We start from the raw sequence: 17,437 nt of genomic DNA on the forward strand, positions 1-17,437 counted from the left end.
GCGAAAAAATGGATATCTTGAAAAGTAAAGCGTGGAGCAGCTAGGACGATGACGAACACATGATGCGTTCGTATAACTGATGTACAGTGGTGGTATGCCGGCGATAGTCGTTCAGGAATTTTTCCGTGGCCTGCCCCACGGTTCCCCGTTTGAGGTAACCCATTCTAACAGCACATTTGGCAATTTCGTCCGTCTTACTCGGGAGCAGATGCGTTTGAAATTCATGGACCATTTGAAGTTTGTGCTCAAGATTTCTCAAAAACACATACGACTTTTTTAGGAGGCGCGCCTCCTGAGCCGTGAGTTTTTCAATGTGCCTCAACTTCACCAACGCTTTGAGTGTTTGCCGGTCACGGATTTTAGGATACGCCTGTCCCCAACGCAGTTGAAGAGCTTGAACAATAAATTCGATTTCCCGAATCCCTCCGATGCCCAGTTTGACATGCCGGTCGACTTCCCCTCGTCGAATCATCTTGGCCAGAATTTGTGACCGGAGGGAATGTATAGCCTGAAAGACCTGCCCTTCGTCTTCTTCATGCCCATACACAAAGTTTGTCAGCCCCTTGATTAAAGCCTCCCCCACACGGAGATTCCCGGCAATAGGCTTGGCTTTGAGAAAGGCCAGACGTTCCCAGGTACGTCCCCGGCCCGCATAATAATGAAGCGCGTCTTCAAGGGACGAAGCCAAGGGTCCGACCATTCCTTCCGGACGGAGACGGAGATCGACTCGAAACAAAGCTCCTTCCGCTGTGGGCGCCGTTAAGACCGCCGTGAGTTCCCTGGCCAGCGTTTCACAATACAGGGCTCGCGAAATACTGGTTTGTCCCCTCCCCGCTCTGGTCATTCCTTCGGGGGCATGGTACACATAAATCAGATCGACATCCGAGCTATAATTCAGCTCCCATCCCCCGAGTTTCCCCATCGCCAGCACGGAGAAACCGTCTCCCATTTTCCCGGTCGATGTCCCCTCTCCAAAATCGCCAAACCGCAGCGTTAACTCCCGGTTCACCAGTTCATAGACCGCTTGAATCACAGCCGAGGCCAGATCCGATAACACCGTATAGGTTTCGACCGGCGTCGCAATGCCCAAGAGATCGCGAATCCCGATCCGGAGCATTTCGCGCCGTTTCAGCCGTCGTAATGCTTCACATTTTGCCTCAAAACTCGTCACCGTACTGAGCGCAGCCTGCACGTGGGCCTCCAGAGCTACCCGCGTCATCCGCCGTCGCAGAACCCCATCATCTTCAATCCAATACACGAGTAACGGATCACGGATAAAGGTTTGCGCCATGGCGGGACTATTCCCGAACGCCGCGCCCAACACTTCAACCACATGCGGAACCATCGCTAAATATTGAAACAGTTGGAGCCGCTGGATCCCGGAATCGACATACCGTTCCCATTCATTGATGGCCTGATCCGGGTCGGCCGTTCGCCCCACGCTACTTAAGACCGCAGGCAGAATGGTTGCCAGGGCTTTCCGTGTGACCGGTTCCCCGGCCATGGCCTGCAGATTCTGGTCGGCCCGTTTCCAATCCTGCAGGCTATAGGCCTCAAGAATGTGGGCCACGTCCCGGGAGGGAAGTCCTGAAGCCAGAAGTAAGGGCGTCGGATCGGGAAGGGAAGCAGCGGAAGGATCACCCTCGGAAGCTGTGTGTGGTGTAAAAGCGCTCATCGTCAAAGGGAAAATTATACGGAAGCGCGGCAGACCTTACAATGCAACAATTTTTCAGTATACTCGGACACCATGAACGAAGCCGAGCGGATCCAGTCGTATCAAACCCAATGTCCTGATCTTCGTCCGGCCTTGATCAGAGATTTTGTCCGGCAGATGGACCCGGATTATTTTGACAGCTTTCCTCCCGCCGCGATCCTGGAACATTTAGCTCTGGCAAACCAGCTCACGTTTGAACGACCCTGTGCGATCTCGATCAAGACTCTCCCCGCCCGGCAATACCAACTGACTCTCGTGGGGTATGACTATTTTTCAGAATTTGCCATGTTCTGTGGCGTCTTATCGTCCTTTGGGTTGGACATTCGCGAGGCCACGATTTTCACCTCGCTGGAGACCACATCCCCCACTTCCCTTTCCAGGAAATCCATTCCGGGACACGCGCCCATGGGTGGATCTTCACAAGGGACTCGAGGGTTGACCCGAAAAATTGTGGTGGATGTCTTTCACGTGCAGGCTCTTGAAGACGTGAAATTTGAGGAACCTGAACAACGTGAGCTTCAAGAAATGGTGACGGCCCTCCTCATCCTTCTTCAAAAGAATCAAATCCGGCAAGCTCGTCGCCAGGTCAATCGACGACTGATTGAAAATCTAGAGAACATGCGGCAAAAACCAACGGAGATGGTCCATCCGGTACACATCAGCTTTTCCAACCCGCGTGGCAGTCATGAAACCATCCTGGATATTAGCTCAACCGATACGCCGGCGTTTCTCTACACCTTTGCCAATGCCCTGGCCATGCGCGGCATCTATATTGTGAAAGCCAAGATTGAAGTCGCCAAGCATCGCGTCCGCAACCGTCTCTACGTTCGCGGGCGGCAAGGCGAAAAAATTCAGGGGAAAGCCGAACAACAGGAACTGCGAACGGCGGCCACCTTACTGAAAGAATTCACCCATTACCTGAGGTGGGCACCGGACCCCGGGAAAGCGCTCGACCATTTTGATCAATTCCTGGATCAATGGTTAGAGCAGGCGAATACCTCATCGCATCTCACCAAGCTGAGCCAGGCTTCCACTTTGGAACGACTGGCGCAACTCTTCGGCAGCAGTGATTACCTGTGGGAGGACTTACTTCGCCGGCAGCATAACAATTTATTGCCGATGATGAATCAGTACCAAAAGGGTCCCCTGATCCGGTCAAAAGCCATCCTCAGCAAAGCCATCGAGCCGTTATTGCTCAAAGCCAAAACTCCCGCCGACAAAAAACAGCGCTTGAATCAATGGAAAGATGAAGAACTGTTTCGAATCGATATGCGTCATCTCCTGGAGAATAGTCCGCTCCCGCAGTTTTCTCAGGCCCTGACCAATCTCGCTGACGTCATTCTCAATCAGGCCCTGTTGCATTCTCAACAGGCGATCAATCCAAAAGCCTCCCTCACCGCTCCGCCGTCGATGGCCATCTTTGGATTAGGGAAACTCGGGGGAGGCGAATTAGGGTATGCCTCCGATATCGAGATTCTGTTCGTCTATCACATGCCGGGCACACCACCGCGCGGTCAGACCGCGCGGGTATCCTCGGATTATTTTGAACGCTGGGCCCAGGAATTTCTCCAATGGATTGAAGCCAAACAGGAAGGCATTTTTCACCTGGATACCCGCCTTCGGCCGCATGGAGAGAAAGGGCTCCTCGCCAATTCCCTGGAAGAGATTCAGCACTATTATACGTCAGAGGGCGGAGCCGCTCCATTTGAACGACAAGCCCTTATCAAGCTTCGATTTCTTGCCGGCAATCGTGCCGTCGGAAAAGCCGTTGAACAACATCGTGACCTATTTGTCTATGCCCCCGACCCATGGGACCTGCAGACCGCCCTCCACCTTCGTGAACGGCAGATCAAGGAATTGGTCCGGCCGGGAACCACACATGTAAAATACGGAGCGGGAGGCCTCCTTGATGTGGAGTATACGGTGCAATACCTTCAACTCATGCACGGACACGACCTTCCTTCCATTCGTACTCCCAATACGCTCGAAGCCATCGATCATCTAAGCGGGGAAGGCCTGTTCAGTCTAGAGGAGGGGGCCCAACTCAAAGACCACTATGTGTATTTCCGACAACTCATTGATGGACTGAGAATTGTCCGTGGCCATGCCCAGGACCTTGTCCTGCCCCCATCCGGTTCTGATGAAATGGTTTTTCTCGCCCGCCGGCTCGGAATGCTCACCACAAACTGGCTTCAGGGGGCCGACGATCTGGAGCATGCGATCCACTCCAGGATGAGAAAGATTCACGAACAATTTCTTCGACGGTTTCCCAAACGCTAACGCCCGGGCATCAGAAGGCATGACGTCGCCTTCATGGAATACCCGGGCGTTAGAAAACCCACCGACCTTTCCCGCAGACAGGCGGAAAGGTTGACGCTTAACGTTGTTTACACATCATAGTACATAAAGTATTCATACGGGTGTGGCCTGACTCGAATGGCATCGATTTCATTGGACCGTTTATAGGCAATCCAGGCTTCAAGCAGGTCTTCGGAAAACACTCCGCCTTTCAAGAGAAATTCATGGTCATCCTCAAGCGCCTTTAAGGCCTGTTCCAGACTCGAAGGCAATGAGGGAATATTCCCTAATTCCTCAGGTTCTAAATCATAAAGATTTTTATCCATGGCTTCCCCTGGATGGATTTTATTTTGAATCCCGTCCAATCCGGCCATCAGCATGGCACTGAAGGCCAAATACATGTTGCAGGAAGGATCAGGGAATCGAACCTCAATGCGCTTGGCCTTGGGACTCGGCGAATACATGGGAATCCGGATGCCCGCCGATCGGTTCCGGCTGGAATAGGCCAGCAGCACGGGTGCTTCAAAGCCCGGGGTCAAGCGTTTGTACGAATTCGTAATCGGATTGGTGAGCGCGGCCAGGGCCGGACCATGCTTGAGTATCCCGCCGATATAATATAAGCACATCTGTGAGACACCCGCGTATTCCTTTCCGGCAAACAGAGGCTTCCCGTCCTTCCAAATGCTCTGATGCGTATGCATGCCGGTGCCGTTATCCCCATAGAGCGGCTTGGGCATAAAGGTCACGGTTTTGTTATGTCGCCGCGCGACATTGCGCACAATATATTTGTACATCATCATCTGATCGGCCATCTTGACCAGAGTATCGAATCGAAGATCGATTTCGGCTTGGCCCGCTGTGGCCACTTCATGATGATGCTTCTCCACCTTGATTCCGACTTTTTCCATTTCCCGGCACATTTCCGACCGGATATCCTGTTGCGAGTCGACGGGGGACACGGGGAAATAGCCCTCCTTGTGGCGCGGGCGTGATCCGAGGTTGACTCCGTCTTTTCCGGAATTCCAGATGCCTTCTTCTGAATCAACAAAGTAGTAACCGGAGTGGCTGTTTTGATCAAACGACACATGGTCAAAAATAAAAAATTCGGCTTCCGGGCCCCAGTAGGAGATGTCTCCGATTTTCGTGCTCTTGAGATATTGTTCCGCGCGAAGCGCCACTCCACGGGGATCCCGCTCATAGATGGTCCGGGTAATCGGATCTTGCACGTCTCCAATCAGGCTTAACGTGGGAATTTCCATGAATGGATCCAGGCAGGCGGTATTCGGATCAGGCACGATCAACATGTCGCTATTTTGGATCATGCGCCAGCCACGAATAGACGATCCATCAAAACCAGAGCCTTCTTTAAAGAGATCCAACGTTAACTCTGAGGTCGGAATCGAAAAATGCTGCCAGGTCCCCATGAGATCGACAAACTTCACGTCGACCATTTCCACCTTGTTCTTTTTCGCAAAATCCAACACTTCTTTCGCGGTCATTCAATACCTCCTTCGCCGGCACAGCTGTTTATAAAAGTAACAACCCCCTCATCTCCTCACCTGTTCGCACGCATGCATCATGCCCCATCCCACACCTCCATGTTAGGAATAGGCCCGTTCGTTGTGTTGACTAAGATCCAACCCCATTTCCTCGTCCTGGGCGGTGACTCTCAGCCCCACGGTCACATCCACGATTTTAAGAATGAGATAGGTCCCGATGACAGAAAACGCCAAGGTTACCAAAGCCAATACGACTTGTATACCAAACTGTCCGGGGTTTCCAAAAAAGAAACCCTGGGCCCCGATGGAGGCAAACAACCCTGTCGCTAATATGCCCATAAACCCGCCCACGCCATGAATGCCCACGACATCCAGCGAATCATCATAACCGAACCGCATTTTCCACACGACCGCGATATAACACACGGTGCCGGCAACCAGACCAATCAGAAGTGCTGCCATCGGCCCGATAAATCCTGCGGCCGGCGTCACCGTGGCCAACCCCGCGACCACTCCACTGGCGACCCCTAACACGGTGGGTTTTCCCCTATGAACCCATTCGGCCACCATCCAACTGAGCCCCCCGGCCGAGGCGGCCGTATGAGTGGCCAGAAACGCCGCCGCGGCCACCCCATTGGCTCCTAGCGCACTCCCCGCGTTAAAGCCGAACCACCCGAACCAGAGGAGGCCCGCACCCAGGACGGTCATTGGCAAATCATGTGGAGGCATCGGCTCTGCACCAAATCCCTTGCGCTTCCCAAGCATCACGGCACAGACCAGGGCTCCGAACCCGGAAGAGATATGGACGACCGCACCTCCGGCAAAATCCAACGCGCCAAGCTTGGCCAACCACCCCCCACCCCATACCCAATGGGCCAACGGGGTATAGATCAGAAGGGACCATAAGACGGCAAATAAGAGTAAGGCTTTAAATTTCATCCGCTCGGCCACACTGCCGGTAATCAGGGCGACGGTGATGGCGGCAAACATGAGCTGGAAGAACATAAAGACTTGATGGGGCACTGTCGACGCATACAGCGGACTCGGATCCAATCCCACACCATTCAGACCCACCCATGCCAGGCTGCCAATAATTCCTCCAACATCAGGACCGAAGGCTAAACTGTATCCGCCTAGCACCCAGACCAGGCTAATGACACACAGAATCACCATCGTATGCATGATAGTTCCGAGCACATTTTTTTTGCGAACCAGCCCGCCGTAGAATAAGGCCAGACCGGGAAGCGTCATACACAACACCAGCGCCGAAGACATTAAGAGCCAGGCCGTATCGCCCGTATCAATTTTCGGCAACCCTTCTTCACCTGCCCAAACGGCAACGGGTTGAGTCAAACTCAGGCCGAGCACCAGTCCGGTCAATTTCCCCATCGTTGAGCGTAGAATCATCAGATTCATTTCCCCTCCTCGAGTCAACACGTGATGTGGTCGGGTGCCAATGGTCAGACCGCTCCTTCGCCCGATTCCCCAGTCCGAATACGGATAACGCTATGTAACTCGGAGACGAAAATTTTTCCATCCCCAATACTGCCGGTTTTGGCTGCACGCATAATGGCTTCCAGAGCCTCTCCGACTCGTTCATCGGCCAAGGCGATTTCCAGTTTGATTTTGGGAACGAATTCAATCTGATATTCAGTGCCACGATAAGTCTCTTTATGACCTTTTTGACGTCCAAATCCCTTCACCTCGGTGACAGTCATGCCCTGAATACCCAACTCGATCAAAGCATCTTTCACTTCATCTAACTTAAAGGGTTTAATAATGGCTTGAATCAGCTTCATAAGAACCATCCTTCCATTGGATTAAGACACCTGAATATCGCCTTCCGCCGTCGCAGGCAACGGACTCTACCCGACCGCCCTTGCTCTTGAAACCATGACATTTCATTTGTCTGAATTACCCATAGGCCCGTTCCCGGTGTTGGGTCAGATCACATCCAAGCACCTCCTCTTCTCGAGTGACACGTAATCCGATCGTGCCGTCAACAAGTTTGAGGATGAGATAGGTGCCGACAAAGGAGAACGCCCATGTTGCACCCACTCCAATCACTTGGATGACAACCTGCGAGGGGTTTCCGAAAAAGAGCCCGGTGCCTCCACCCATGCTCGCAAATAATCCGGTGGCCACGGCCCCCCAGGTTCCTCCGATTCCATGGATCCCAAGCACATCCAAGGCATCATCATAGCCCAGTTTATTCTTTAAAAATACACCGAGATAACACACCACGCCTCCTCCAAAACCAATCACAAGCGCCCCGATGGGCCCCACATACCCGGCAGCTGGTGTAATGGACACCAGACCCGCGACGGCACCGCTGGCCGCGCCCAACACGGTCGCTCTTCCTCGATAGAGTCCCTCCACCCCGACCCAGGCCAGCGCTCCGGCGGCCGTCGCCACGTGAGTCGCCACAAAGGCACTCGCCGCAATCCCATTGGCTGCCAACGCACTTCCTGCGTTAAATCCAAACCATCCGACCCACAACAAACTGGCCCCGATGACCGTAAAGGGCAGGTTATGGGGGCTCATATTGTCGGTACCATATCCGTGGCGTTTTCCTAAGACAAGCGCGCAGGCTAACGCAGCCACCCCCGAACTGATGTGGACCACCGTCCCACCGGCAAAATCCAAGTCACCCAATTCTGCGAGCCAGCCACCTCCCCACACCCAATGAGCCAGAGGCGCATAAATGAACGTGACCCACAACACGGCAAACAAGGCAAAGGCACTAAATTTCATTCGCTCGGCAATGGCTCCACTAATGAGCGCCACGGTAATGGCCGCAAACATGAGTTGAAAGACCATGAAGGCCAAATGGGGAATCGTGGAACCTTGAAGCGGTTCGGGTCCCACCCCTACCAATCCCAACCAGTCGAGTCCGCCAATGACGCCTCCCACATCCGGCGCAAACGCAAAACTATAACCCCAAAACACCCACACCACACTGACGAGACAGACGGCAATAAAACTATGCATCATGGTGCTTAACACATTTTTACTTCTGACCATCCCCCCATAAAACAGCGCCAATCCCGGTATGATCATGGCCAACACCAAGGCTGAGGACATCAACACCCAAGCCGTGTCGCCGGCATTGAGTTCCGAGGCTCCTCCATCCTGAGCCCACACGAATGAGCCCAACCCGTTCAAGACCAAAACAGACATGACTGCCGACAATATCGCTCTACTGGCTTTGTGAATATAGACCTTCATCGTCTTTTGCTCCTTGGACCTCTTCTTAAAAGAGGAAAATGGCTTCAACCGCCAGTGTCTGTTGGTTATTAGTCAACGTATTTTTTCCATCTAGAAAAACATTTTGATTTGATTTGTCATATCGAAATTCCAATCGGGTGATCAGCGACGGGGTCGGCTTATATTGAAGAGTCACCGTGTTCTCCCAAAGGGTTTGTGCGATCGGAGCTGACACGGCACAGACATTCGCATTTCCACCGGATCCGGCCGTTCCCAAACAACTCTGATCGCCTCCGGCGTCCTCCCAAATTTCTCCACGAAACCGAAGACCCCATTGTTCATTGAAATCATAAATGGCATACCCCGCGACACCATCCCAACGGGCATTGCGTCCCGAGCTGATGGCACTTCCATTTTCTTGATTGGCATAATACCCTTCCACCACAAAACCCAATTGATCCGTGGCCTGGTAGGTCGCATACCCGCCGATCAGAACCCGTGTGCCTGACCCCGATCTCGTATTCGAACTCTCTTTTCCAACAATGCCATACACATTCAATCCAAGCGCTTCAGTAGGGCGATACGACACTAAGCCTTCCACAGATTTCGGCGTATTATTATCCTCCGTCAAACCCGTATAAGAATTGAGAACACTCATTAACACTGAAAGCTGTTCGTTGACGGCATAGGCCAGACGAAGGCCGGTGATCGTAAAGGGCTGACCCAAACCAAACAACCAGGATCGGGAAAAATTGTTGTTGTAGGGACTCTCAATGACTTCATAGCCCACCAAGGAATTCATTCGTCCAATCCGAATATCCAATCCATTGCCGAGCGGGGCGACATACTGAACATACATTTCCTGAAAATCTATATCATCCCCGGTTCGCCCACCCGTAAATTGCGCATCCTCACCAACATCTAATTTCAGTCGAAAGCCCGCACGCTCGACGGCATTGCTGCCGTTGGTCGCTTCCTTTTCAAAGACCAATTGAGCCATATTGGGTCTGAATGAATTGGCATCCCCGTCAAAAATCCGTAAATCATTAGCATTGGCCCCGGAATTTTTAGGGAAGTTGAAATTTTGCGTATAGGAGGCCTCCACATACCCATAGAGTTTGAAATCCTCCTTGGTTAACACCGCCGCCTCACTCACGCTCGTTCCGCCAACCACTACAAGCAACACAAGACTAAGGCCCAATAGCCCGCTACGCCGACAAGCCTTCTGTGAGTGAAAGGTGATTTCAGGTATTAGGTCTCCAATCATGTAGCCCTCCGTGTTTTTGAGGTCGCACTCGCCATACCACGACCAGGATTTTCCGACGCCACCTTCCCCCGATAATGATCAGCCACGCTTCATTGACGAGACTCTATGGGTTTCCCAAGGACAACAAACGGGCAAAAGGGTCAAAAGGCAAAAAAAAATCCCCAACCAATTTCCTTGGCTGAGGACTTCATTGTCCGCGTTCTATTGTATGGGAGGTCGACCATAGACTTCGTTGTCTTCGGCGACCTATTTTGGATTTTTTACCACCCGAGATACCATGTGTCAAGGGAGAGACATCAAAATAGGCCCTCGGTTGATGAAAAAACGGCACCTCGCAAAATTCATTTAGCTGATTTCTTTCTCACATACCTCAGCCGGGATATGAGAAACATGCCAACTCTCTCCCTTCCCTGCTTGCCAATACTCCAATCCCTTGAAAGAATAGGCATTCTACTCTGGCTCAGCTCCTTAATTCCCCTGGGGTGAAGACGGGCTTTCAAGGAGCTGACTCTTCTTTTTCTCTTGAAGGAGGTCATAGATGGAATCTTTTGGTTTTGAAAAGCTTACTCCCTTTCTTGCAGCCAAGTCGGTGGTGATGATGGAAGCCGGCTTGCGGCTTCTCCTTATCCTGGTGGTTACCTATGTCGGGATACGTGCCGTTCGGTTCGGGCTGCACAAACTCGAGATCTTTTTACTTAGAATAAGGGAAAACGATGATAAGAACCGGGTGGCCGCTGAAAAGCGGGTTAAAACTCTCATCGGCTTGCTTCTGACAATCTGCCTTACCTTGGTCTGGGTCATTGCCGTCGTGATGGGGTTGGATCAAATCGGGTTGGACATCACACCCATTATCGCCAGTGCCGGCATCGTGGGTCTGGCCGTCGGCTTTGGCGCACAAAATCTGGTCCGGGATGTCATTAACGGATTTTTTATGATTTTAGAAAACCAGGTACGGGTTGGAGATGTGGCTGTGGTCAATGGAACCGGGGGCTTGGTCGAAGGCATCAGTTTTAGAACCATTACCCTTCGCGACCAGGCAGGAACCGTCCACATTTTTCCGAATGGCACCGTCACGACTCTTGCCAACATGACCAAAGATTGGTCTGCCTATGTCATGAATATCGGCGTAGCCTACAAAGAGGACACTGACCGCGTGACGGCCATCATGCGAGAGGTCGGAAAGGACTTACAGCAAGATGAGCAATTGGGCAGAAAAATCCTGGAGCCCATTGAAATTATGGGTGTCGATGCCTTTGGAGAATCAGAAGTCGTGATTAAAGCCCGGATCAAAACACTTCCCATCGAGCAATGGGGAGTCGGGCGGGAGTACCGGCGGCGCCTGAAAAAAGCCTTTGATCAAAATGGAATTGAAATTCCCTTTCCGCATCGCACGCTCTATATGGGAGAAGCCAGCCCCCCATTCGTCGTCAAAAACATGTTGCCTGAGGCGGAAAGGTCAACGTCTTAATCATGTGACATTAAGGACTCGGCTCCTTACTCTCTGGTGGAGAGAATGGAGCCTTCTGGTGGGGAAAGGCTTTCCAATAACCTCTCGCCAACAGGCCCCATCCCACAAGAAAGCACAGCCCTCCAAAAGGAGTGATCATCCCCAACCCCCGTGTACCTGATAGGGACAGGACATACAGGCTTCCTGCAAACAACACGATGCCCAGGAAAAAAGCCCAACCGGCCAACCTGAACTGACGAAGGGGAGCATAAACCAGACTCAATCCGGCAATGAGCATCCCCAGGGCATGGATCAGATGATACCGCACACCGGTTTCAAAGACCCCCAACATCTGTTCAGAAAGAAATGGCTTGAGTCCATGTGCCCCAAAGGCGCCAATCGCCACGCCAAGGAAAGCCATCAGCGCCCCACTCGTCAAAATTTGCCGTGCCATAATTGTAATCCTTTTGGTGAAGGGGGCGTCATTTATGGTGAACTGGTTGTGGGATAGATCCGTCCCCATTGAATTTTTTGCCAGACTCGCTCATGAAGCCAATATAAAAAAATTTTCGTGACCAATTCCGTTAATCCCACCGAAGCGGCAAGAAGGAGTTCTCCAGAAAAAATGAACACCAAAAGGGTGGTATCCAACGTCCCAACCGCCCGCCAACTCACACCCTTCACTACACTACGCCAATGAGTTTCCATAGGTTCCTCTTATCGTTGACCTTGCCGCATGAGAACAGCAAAAAGATTGACTACGATGAATGTTCCGACGACTTTTTTTTCTTCTGCCTTCCACCTGGTACCGGTTGTGTTTTCATATTGGGGACTCCCCCTCCCGGTTGGGGGAATACAAAATCTTCAAGAGTGTAATGATCAAGGACCGATGCAATGGCGTTCCGCACATCCAGCATGATGCGCTGAATGGGACATGTCGTCGTTGCCGCATGAGGACAATCCTGGCATTTTTGATACGCCGTCTGACTCACACAGGCAATCGGGGCGAGAGGGCCATCCAGAAGGCGAATAATCTGCCCCAAGGTGACTTCACGGGGCGACTTAATTAAATACACCCCGCCATGGGTGCCCCGACGACTCCCAATCAGTCCTGCATTTTTTAAGGACAACAAAATCATTTCCAGAAAGCCCAATGGAATATTCTGCCGCGCCGCCAGGGATTTCCGTTGCACGAGTCCCTTCCCGAACTCCTGAGTCAGCTCCATCATGGCCCGCAAGGCGTATTCGCTTTTTTTAGAAAATCGCATAATACTACATAAAGTTAACTAATATTATGCACAATTAACATATATTGGGTTAGGTTGCTAGACAACACTCCGGGATTTTACGAGGGATATGGGAAAGCGGGGGGAGAATTTTCGATGGCCTCACTGGCATCGACCCAAGGCCATCGCTAGTAAAGGTTTTCTATCTTTAAATCACACTCCGCGAGGTATGGAGGTCAGGCCCGCTTCCGGTGGATCACATAATTCAGATCTCCTACTCTGAACCAACGGTATCCGTACGATTCAAGTGCCATTTTATGGATGCCGGAAGAAGGACTGTGACTTTCTTCCTCTGCCAGAAGATTGACTAACCGATCTCCACCCTCCACGCCGGGACGAATTCGCACTTCTTGCGGTTTTTCATCAAAATTATGCAGGACCACCAGGGAATTGCCCCGCCAATCATATCGCATGCCCAGCACTTTCGAAGAACCTGTATGAAGGATTTTCCACGAGCCCCAGCCGATTTCCGGACATTCCTTGCGGACACGGATCATCCGTGCTGTCCAATTCAGTAAGGAACCGGGATCCCGTCGTTGCGCTTCAACATTAATCTGTTTGTAACTATAAATACCGGATTCAATGACAGGAAGAATTGTGCGTTCAGCTGTGGAAAACCCAGCCTGGGCCTCATCCGACCATTGCATTGGCGTGCGCACAGCCGCACGTTCTTTTAAGGTCAAATCATCGCCCATACCAATCTCATCCCCGTATCGAATCACGGGCGTGCCAGGTAGAGAAAAAAGCAAGCTATTGGCCAATTCGATATGCCGTCGGTCCCCCAGCATGGGCGCTAAACGTCGCCGGATACCACGATCGTACAGTTGCATACGTTTTTCAGGTCCGAACCTCGCATACACCTTCGCTCTCTGCTCAGAAGTCAGCCGGCCTAAATCAAGTTCGTCATGATTGCGGAGAAACTGTCCCCATTGTGCGGTGGGCGGAAGATCTTGTGTGGCTTTCAGCGCGTGAACAAGAGGGGCAATATCCGATGTCGCCAACGCATAAAACAGGTGTTGGTTTACGAAGAAATTGAACATCATATGGATGCCCTCAGCATTCTCCCCGAAATATTTCCGATTCTGCTTGGGCAGGACATTGGCCTCACCCAAGAGGATGGCGTCACCACAGCGCCACTGTAGAAAATTCCGCATCTCACTGAGGAATTCGTACCGCATCACCGGTTTCTTTTTTCCGGGTGCCGGTGTTTCAATGATGAACGGCACCGCATCGACACGGAATCCCGCCACGCCTAATTCCAACCAATAACCCATAATCCGCCTGATCTCCGTACGGACTTCTGGATTTCCCATATTCAAATCAGGTTGAAAATCATAAAAACGATGAAAGTAGTATTCATGGACCTTCTTCTCATAGGTCCAGGTTCCTTTTTGGACTCCGGGGAAAACCATGCCTTGATTCCAGTCCGACGGACGCTTTTTGGACCATACATACCAGTCAAAATAAGAGGAGTTCGTATTTTTACACGCATGCTGAAACCACCGATGTTGTTTCGATGTGTGATTCACCACAAGGTCCATGATGACCTTGATTCCCCGTTTTTGCGCCTGGTGCATAAACTCCACAAAGTCGCCGCTCGACCCATGTCGGGGATCCACACCATAATAATCCGAGATGTCATACCCGTTGTCCCGATTTGGTGAAGGCTGAAACGGGGAAAGCCAAATCGTCCCGATTCCCAAGGCATGCAAATAGTCCAATCGCCGCGTCAGGCCTTCGAAATCTCCCACCCCATCCCCGTCAGAATCCATAAACGTTTCGAGGTCGAGACTATAGATCACATTATTTTTATACCAAAGATCTTCAATCATGATGCTTGACTCATATTGCTTGACGTGTCATCTTCCGTGATGAAGTCCCGCCTACTGAAAGGACCCTTTGGAGTAACCGCTTCGAATGCAAAAAAAGCAAGATATATTCTGATTGGGAAGTACATACACATCATTGTAGTATGACTTGTCAATTTTTCGTCGATGTGAAAGTCATTGAATCCGGAATAAAATAATTATTCTAAGGAGACATGTATGGCAAATTTCGACCTTGTAGTCGGCGCTGACGTTGACGGATTGAATACTATTTCCAAACAAGCCTTCAAGGCATTCTATCCAAAATACTTTACAGGATCGGAAAAGCCTAAAAACACGAAATATGTTCGCGTCGAATATTATATCGACAAACCACCAACCTTTTCATTGCAATCAAAGGCAACCCAACCCTGGCAAGCTGAATTCGCATTGAATTTTTCATCTATAAAAATAAGAGGGTATTTTGTTCAAGCGGGAGCGAATCGTGACCAAAAACTTCACCACGACGACTTTGAGTGCACGTGTGTAGTGGACATTGGACTACGTAGCATCGGCACCAAGACTACCATCAAAATGATAAAATTGACACCCAACGCCACCATTCCTGCTTCAGCTAAGACGCTTTTGACAAACGGTATAAATAAATTTTTAATTGGTTTTAAGGTACCGCCCATCACAATCCCCGGAATTAAATTTGCCGACCAGAAATATGCGGTGGTCGGGAACTGTCTCCTTGTAGCAGCTGCCATGAAAGGTGTGGCGACGTTCCCGGCTTCTTTCCGGAACCTTCAACCGGGCAGGCAATTCGCCTATATCGGTGCACCAATTCTCAATTCCGTCATCGGGGCAGGTATCAAAAAGTTTCATATTACATTTCGGCCTAAATCAGGGAAATTAAAAAGCATCGCCCTTGCCGTAGAAAGCGCCCGGATAAGTATACCAACCAAAGGGGTACAAGCTGCTACGAACTTGAAACTCGCAATGAAGACGACAATACCGCTTTTGCACAATATAAGATTAAATGTATCGTGTAGAGTTGTGGGATCTGTCGTTGGAAAGAACAAACAAGTGTTGTATAAGGTGGTAGATGTTAGAAATATAACCATAAACGGTTTACCTACTGATTGGTTGCCCCTAATATCCAAACCTATCATAAATGCGATAAAACACATCTTCCTAAAACTTCTACCTCCAATTCCAATTGCGAATATCCCTGAGCAAGCCATTAATTTCAATGACCTGGTCAATGTTGTTGTTCAACCAACAAAATTAAAATTTAATAATGGGAAAATCTCCAAAATAAAGACCATTAACGTGTTCAGTGACCTGACGATCACTCAGGGGGTGAAGCCGGGGAAAATCGGTTCAGCGGATGTTAAGCATGTCGTGGTTTTAATGCTGGAAAATCGGTCGTTTGATAATTTGTTGGGCTGGCTCTACGAGAAAGAGCACAACCAACCATCACGAAATATTCCTGAATCCACTCCTCCTACCTTTGCCGGTTTAGTAGCCAATACATACTACAACAAGGACGGTACGAAAAAACATTATGTTACACCGCAAACAAAGAGTTTTTGCACCCCCAATCCCGATCCCGAAGAGCAATTTCGTTTCATGAATGAACAGATTTTCGGGTCCAAAGATATGCCGAAGGAAAACGAACCGGCAACGATGATTGGATTTGTACAGGATTACAAAAACAAATCGAACAAGCCTGAGGATATTATGTCCTGTTATTCTCCGGCTCAAACGCCCGTATTGAGCGGACTCGCGCGAAACTTTGCCGTGTGTGACCGATGGTTCGCGTCGGCGCCATGTCAGACCTGGCCAAATAGATCATTTGTCCATGCCGGCACTTCATGTGGCCGAATTAATAACCTGGATAAAAGCCAAGACGACAATACACCTCCGAACCCGATGTATTATAAAAATGCGAAACCGATCTTCGAGGTATTTCAACACATTGGCGTTTCATGGAAGATTTATACTGATACATTACTTCCCTCTTTAACCCGTTATCAGTTTGCCGTGCAATTGCTGAATCCTGCCCTCCAGCCCAACTTCCGTCATATTGAAGATTTTGAAAATGATGCGCATAAGGGAACTCTACCGCTGTATTCTTTTGTTGAACCGAAATTTATGGAGGTTGGAGACCAGAAATCTAAAAAAGTAAATTCGTATCATCCCCCCTATAATGTCGCTCATGGCGAGGCCTTTGTCGAACGTATTTATAAGGCTCTCCAAAAGAATGAAGACACGTGGAAAAATACGCTATTCATAATCACCTTTGACGAGCACGGAGGCTGTTATGACCATGAGCCACCACCATGGGGAGCTATTCGACCCGATGCGAGCCCCGCTCAAAAAGAAAAGTATCCTTTTACCTTTAACCGCTATGGGGTCCGAGTACCAACCATTTTAGTCTCACCCTTTATTGAACCTGGAACAGTCTTTAGAGCTCCGGCCAGGGGGGCAGAATATGATCACACCTCCATACTTACGACACTGTTACATTGGGTCGACAAAAAAGGAGTAACCAAAAAGGACTGGATGAACTCAAAACGTGTACAACAGGCTCCGAGGCTAGACCCTGTCCTAACAAGGTCATCACCACGAACCGATAAGCCACAAGTGGCACCACCAAAAAACCCTGGTAGTTGCCCTGAGGGCAATCTCCCATTAGATGATATACAGCGAGGTCTTTTAGCGGCGCAGCTGATGGAACAGGGCGTAGACTACGAAACAGCCGCCAAAGCGATCAGCTCTATTCACACAACGGCAGAAATACCTGATTTCCTGCGGTGTATTCCAAATCTTGCGCTATAGCCAAAAAGTTCAATTGGCTTTTTCTCATTTTGGGCGAACTCGGACGGTCCGGTATCGGTGTTTCTAG

13 protein-coding genes are annotated in these 17,437 nt (G+C 50.4%); 3 read left to right on the forward strand and 10 right to left on the reverse strand.

Annotated elements, in window-relative coordinates:
* Positions 1 to 40: 40 nt before the first annotated feature.
* Positions 41 to 1,675: a [protein-PII] uridylyltransferase family protein gene (locus PP769_RS15365; protein WP_312641704.1), complete on the reverse strand. Its 1,635-nt coding sequence runs from the start codon at positions 1,673 to 1,675 to the stop codon at positions 41 to 43.
* A 72-nt stretch (positions 1,676 to 1,747) separates the two neighbouring features.
* On the opposite strand from PP769_RS15365, the gene PP769_RS15370 reads away from it, so the two are divergent.
* A complete protein-coding gene (locus PP769_RS15370) occupies positions 1,748 to 3,994 on the forward strand; it encodes a [protein-PII] uridylyltransferase family protein (RefSeq protein WP_312641706.1) in 2,247 nt (748 codons plus the stop codon).
* Positions 3,995 to 4,101: 107 nt separating this feature from the next.
* Here PP769_RS15370 and glnA read toward each other — a convergent pair whose 3' ends face one another.
* The 5 genes from glnA to PP769_RS15395 all read right to left on the reverse strand — a co-directional run bounded on the left by glnA (position 4,102) and on the right by PP769_RS15395 (position 9,985).
* The gene (gene glnA, locus PP769_RS15375; protein ID WP_312641708.1) at positions 4,102 to 5,511 is read right to left on the reverse strand and encodes a type I glutamate--ammonia ligase; all 1,410 of its coding nucleotides are present in this window, start codon (positions 5,509 to 5,511) and stop codon (positions 4,102 to 4,104) included.
* 102 nt (positions 5,512 to 5,613) lie between these two features.
* On the reverse strand, positions 5,614 to 6,918 hold the full coding sequence (locus PP769_RS15380; RefSeq protein ID WP_376753454.1) for an ammonium transporter: 1,305 nt from the start codon (positions 6,916 to 6,918) through the stop codon (positions 5,614 to 5,616).
* A gap of 53 nt (positions 6,919 to 6,971) precedes the next feature.
* Complete coding sequence (locus PP769_RS15385; RefSeq protein ID WP_312641712.1) at positions 6,972 to 7,310, reverse strand: P-II family nitrogen regulator; 339 nt, start codon at positions 7,308 to 7,310, stop codon at positions 6,972 to 6,974.
* A gap of 115 nt (positions 7,311 to 7,425) precedes the next feature.
* Positions 7,426 to 8,739: an ammonium transporter gene (locus PP769_RS15390; RefSeq protein WP_312641714.1), complete on the reverse strand. Its 1,314-nt coding sequence runs from the start codon at positions 8,737 to 8,739 to the stop codon at positions 7,426 to 7,428.
* Between the two features lie 25 nt (positions 8,740 to 8,764).
* A complete protein-coding gene (locus tag PP769_RS15395) occupies positions 8,765 to 9,985 on the reverse strand; it encodes an outer membrane beta-barrel protein (protein WP_312641716.1) in 1,221 nt (406 codons plus the stop codon).
* A gap of 538 nt (positions 9,986 to 10,523) precedes the next feature.
* Between PP769_RS15395 and PP769_RS15400 the strand changes: the two genes are divergently transcribed.
* Complete coding sequence (locus PP769_RS15400) at positions 10,524 to 11,453, forward strand: mechanosensitive ion channel family protein (protein WP_312641718.1); 930 nt, start codon at positions 10,524 to 10,526, stop codon at positions 11,451 to 11,453.
* A gap of 10 nt (positions 11,454 to 11,463) precedes the next feature.
* On the opposite strand, the gene PP769_RS15405 is transcribed toward PP769_RS15400, so the two are convergent.
* The 4 genes from PP769_RS15405 to PP769_RS15420 form a co-directional block, all read right to left on the reverse strand.
* Positions 11,464 to 11,886 carry a DUF423 domain-containing protein gene (locus PP769_RS15405; RefSeq protein ID WP_312641720.1) on the reverse strand — a complete coding sequence of 141 codons (423 nt, stop codon included), beginning with the start codon at positions 11,884 to 11,886 and terminating at the stop codon, positions 11,464 to 11,466.
* A gap of 32 nt (positions 11,887 to 11,918) precedes the next feature.
* Positions 11,919 to 12,140, reverse strand: a complete 222-nt coding sequence (locus tag PP769_RS15410) for a DUF2061 domain-containing protein (protein WP_312641722.1) — start codon at positions 12,138 to 12,140, stop codon at positions 11,919 to 11,921.
* Positions 12,141 to 12,190: 50 nt separating this feature from the next.
* Positions 12,191 to 12,700, reverse strand: coding sequence for an RrF2 family transcriptional regulator (locus tag PP769_RS15415; RefSeq protein WP_312641724.1), 510 nt, complete (start codon positions 12,698 to 12,700; stop codon positions 12,191 to 12,193).
* A 194-nt stretch (positions 12,701 to 12,894) separates the two neighbouring features.
* Entirely contained in the window at positions 12,895 to 14,550 is a 1,656-nt protein-coding gene (locus PP769_RS15420) for an alpha-amylase family protein (protein WP_312641726.1), read from the reverse strand.
* 213 nt (positions 14,551 to 14,763) lie between these two features.
* Here PP769_RS15420 and PP769_RS15425 point away from each other — a divergent pair, with 213 nt between their 5' ends.
* Positions 14,764 to 17,370, forward strand: a complete 2,607-nt coding sequence (locus tag PP769_RS15425) for an alkaline phosphatase family protein (protein ID WP_312641728.1) — start codon at positions 14,764 to 14,766, stop codon at positions 17,368 to 17,370.
* Positions 17,371 to 17,437 lie beyond the last annotated feature (67 nt).

The organism is Candidatus Nitrospira allomarina (assembly GCF_032050975.1).
GTDB classification, from domain to species: Bacteria; Nitrospirota; Nitrospiria; order Nitrospirales; family UBA8639; genus Nitrospira_E; species Nitrospira_E allomarina.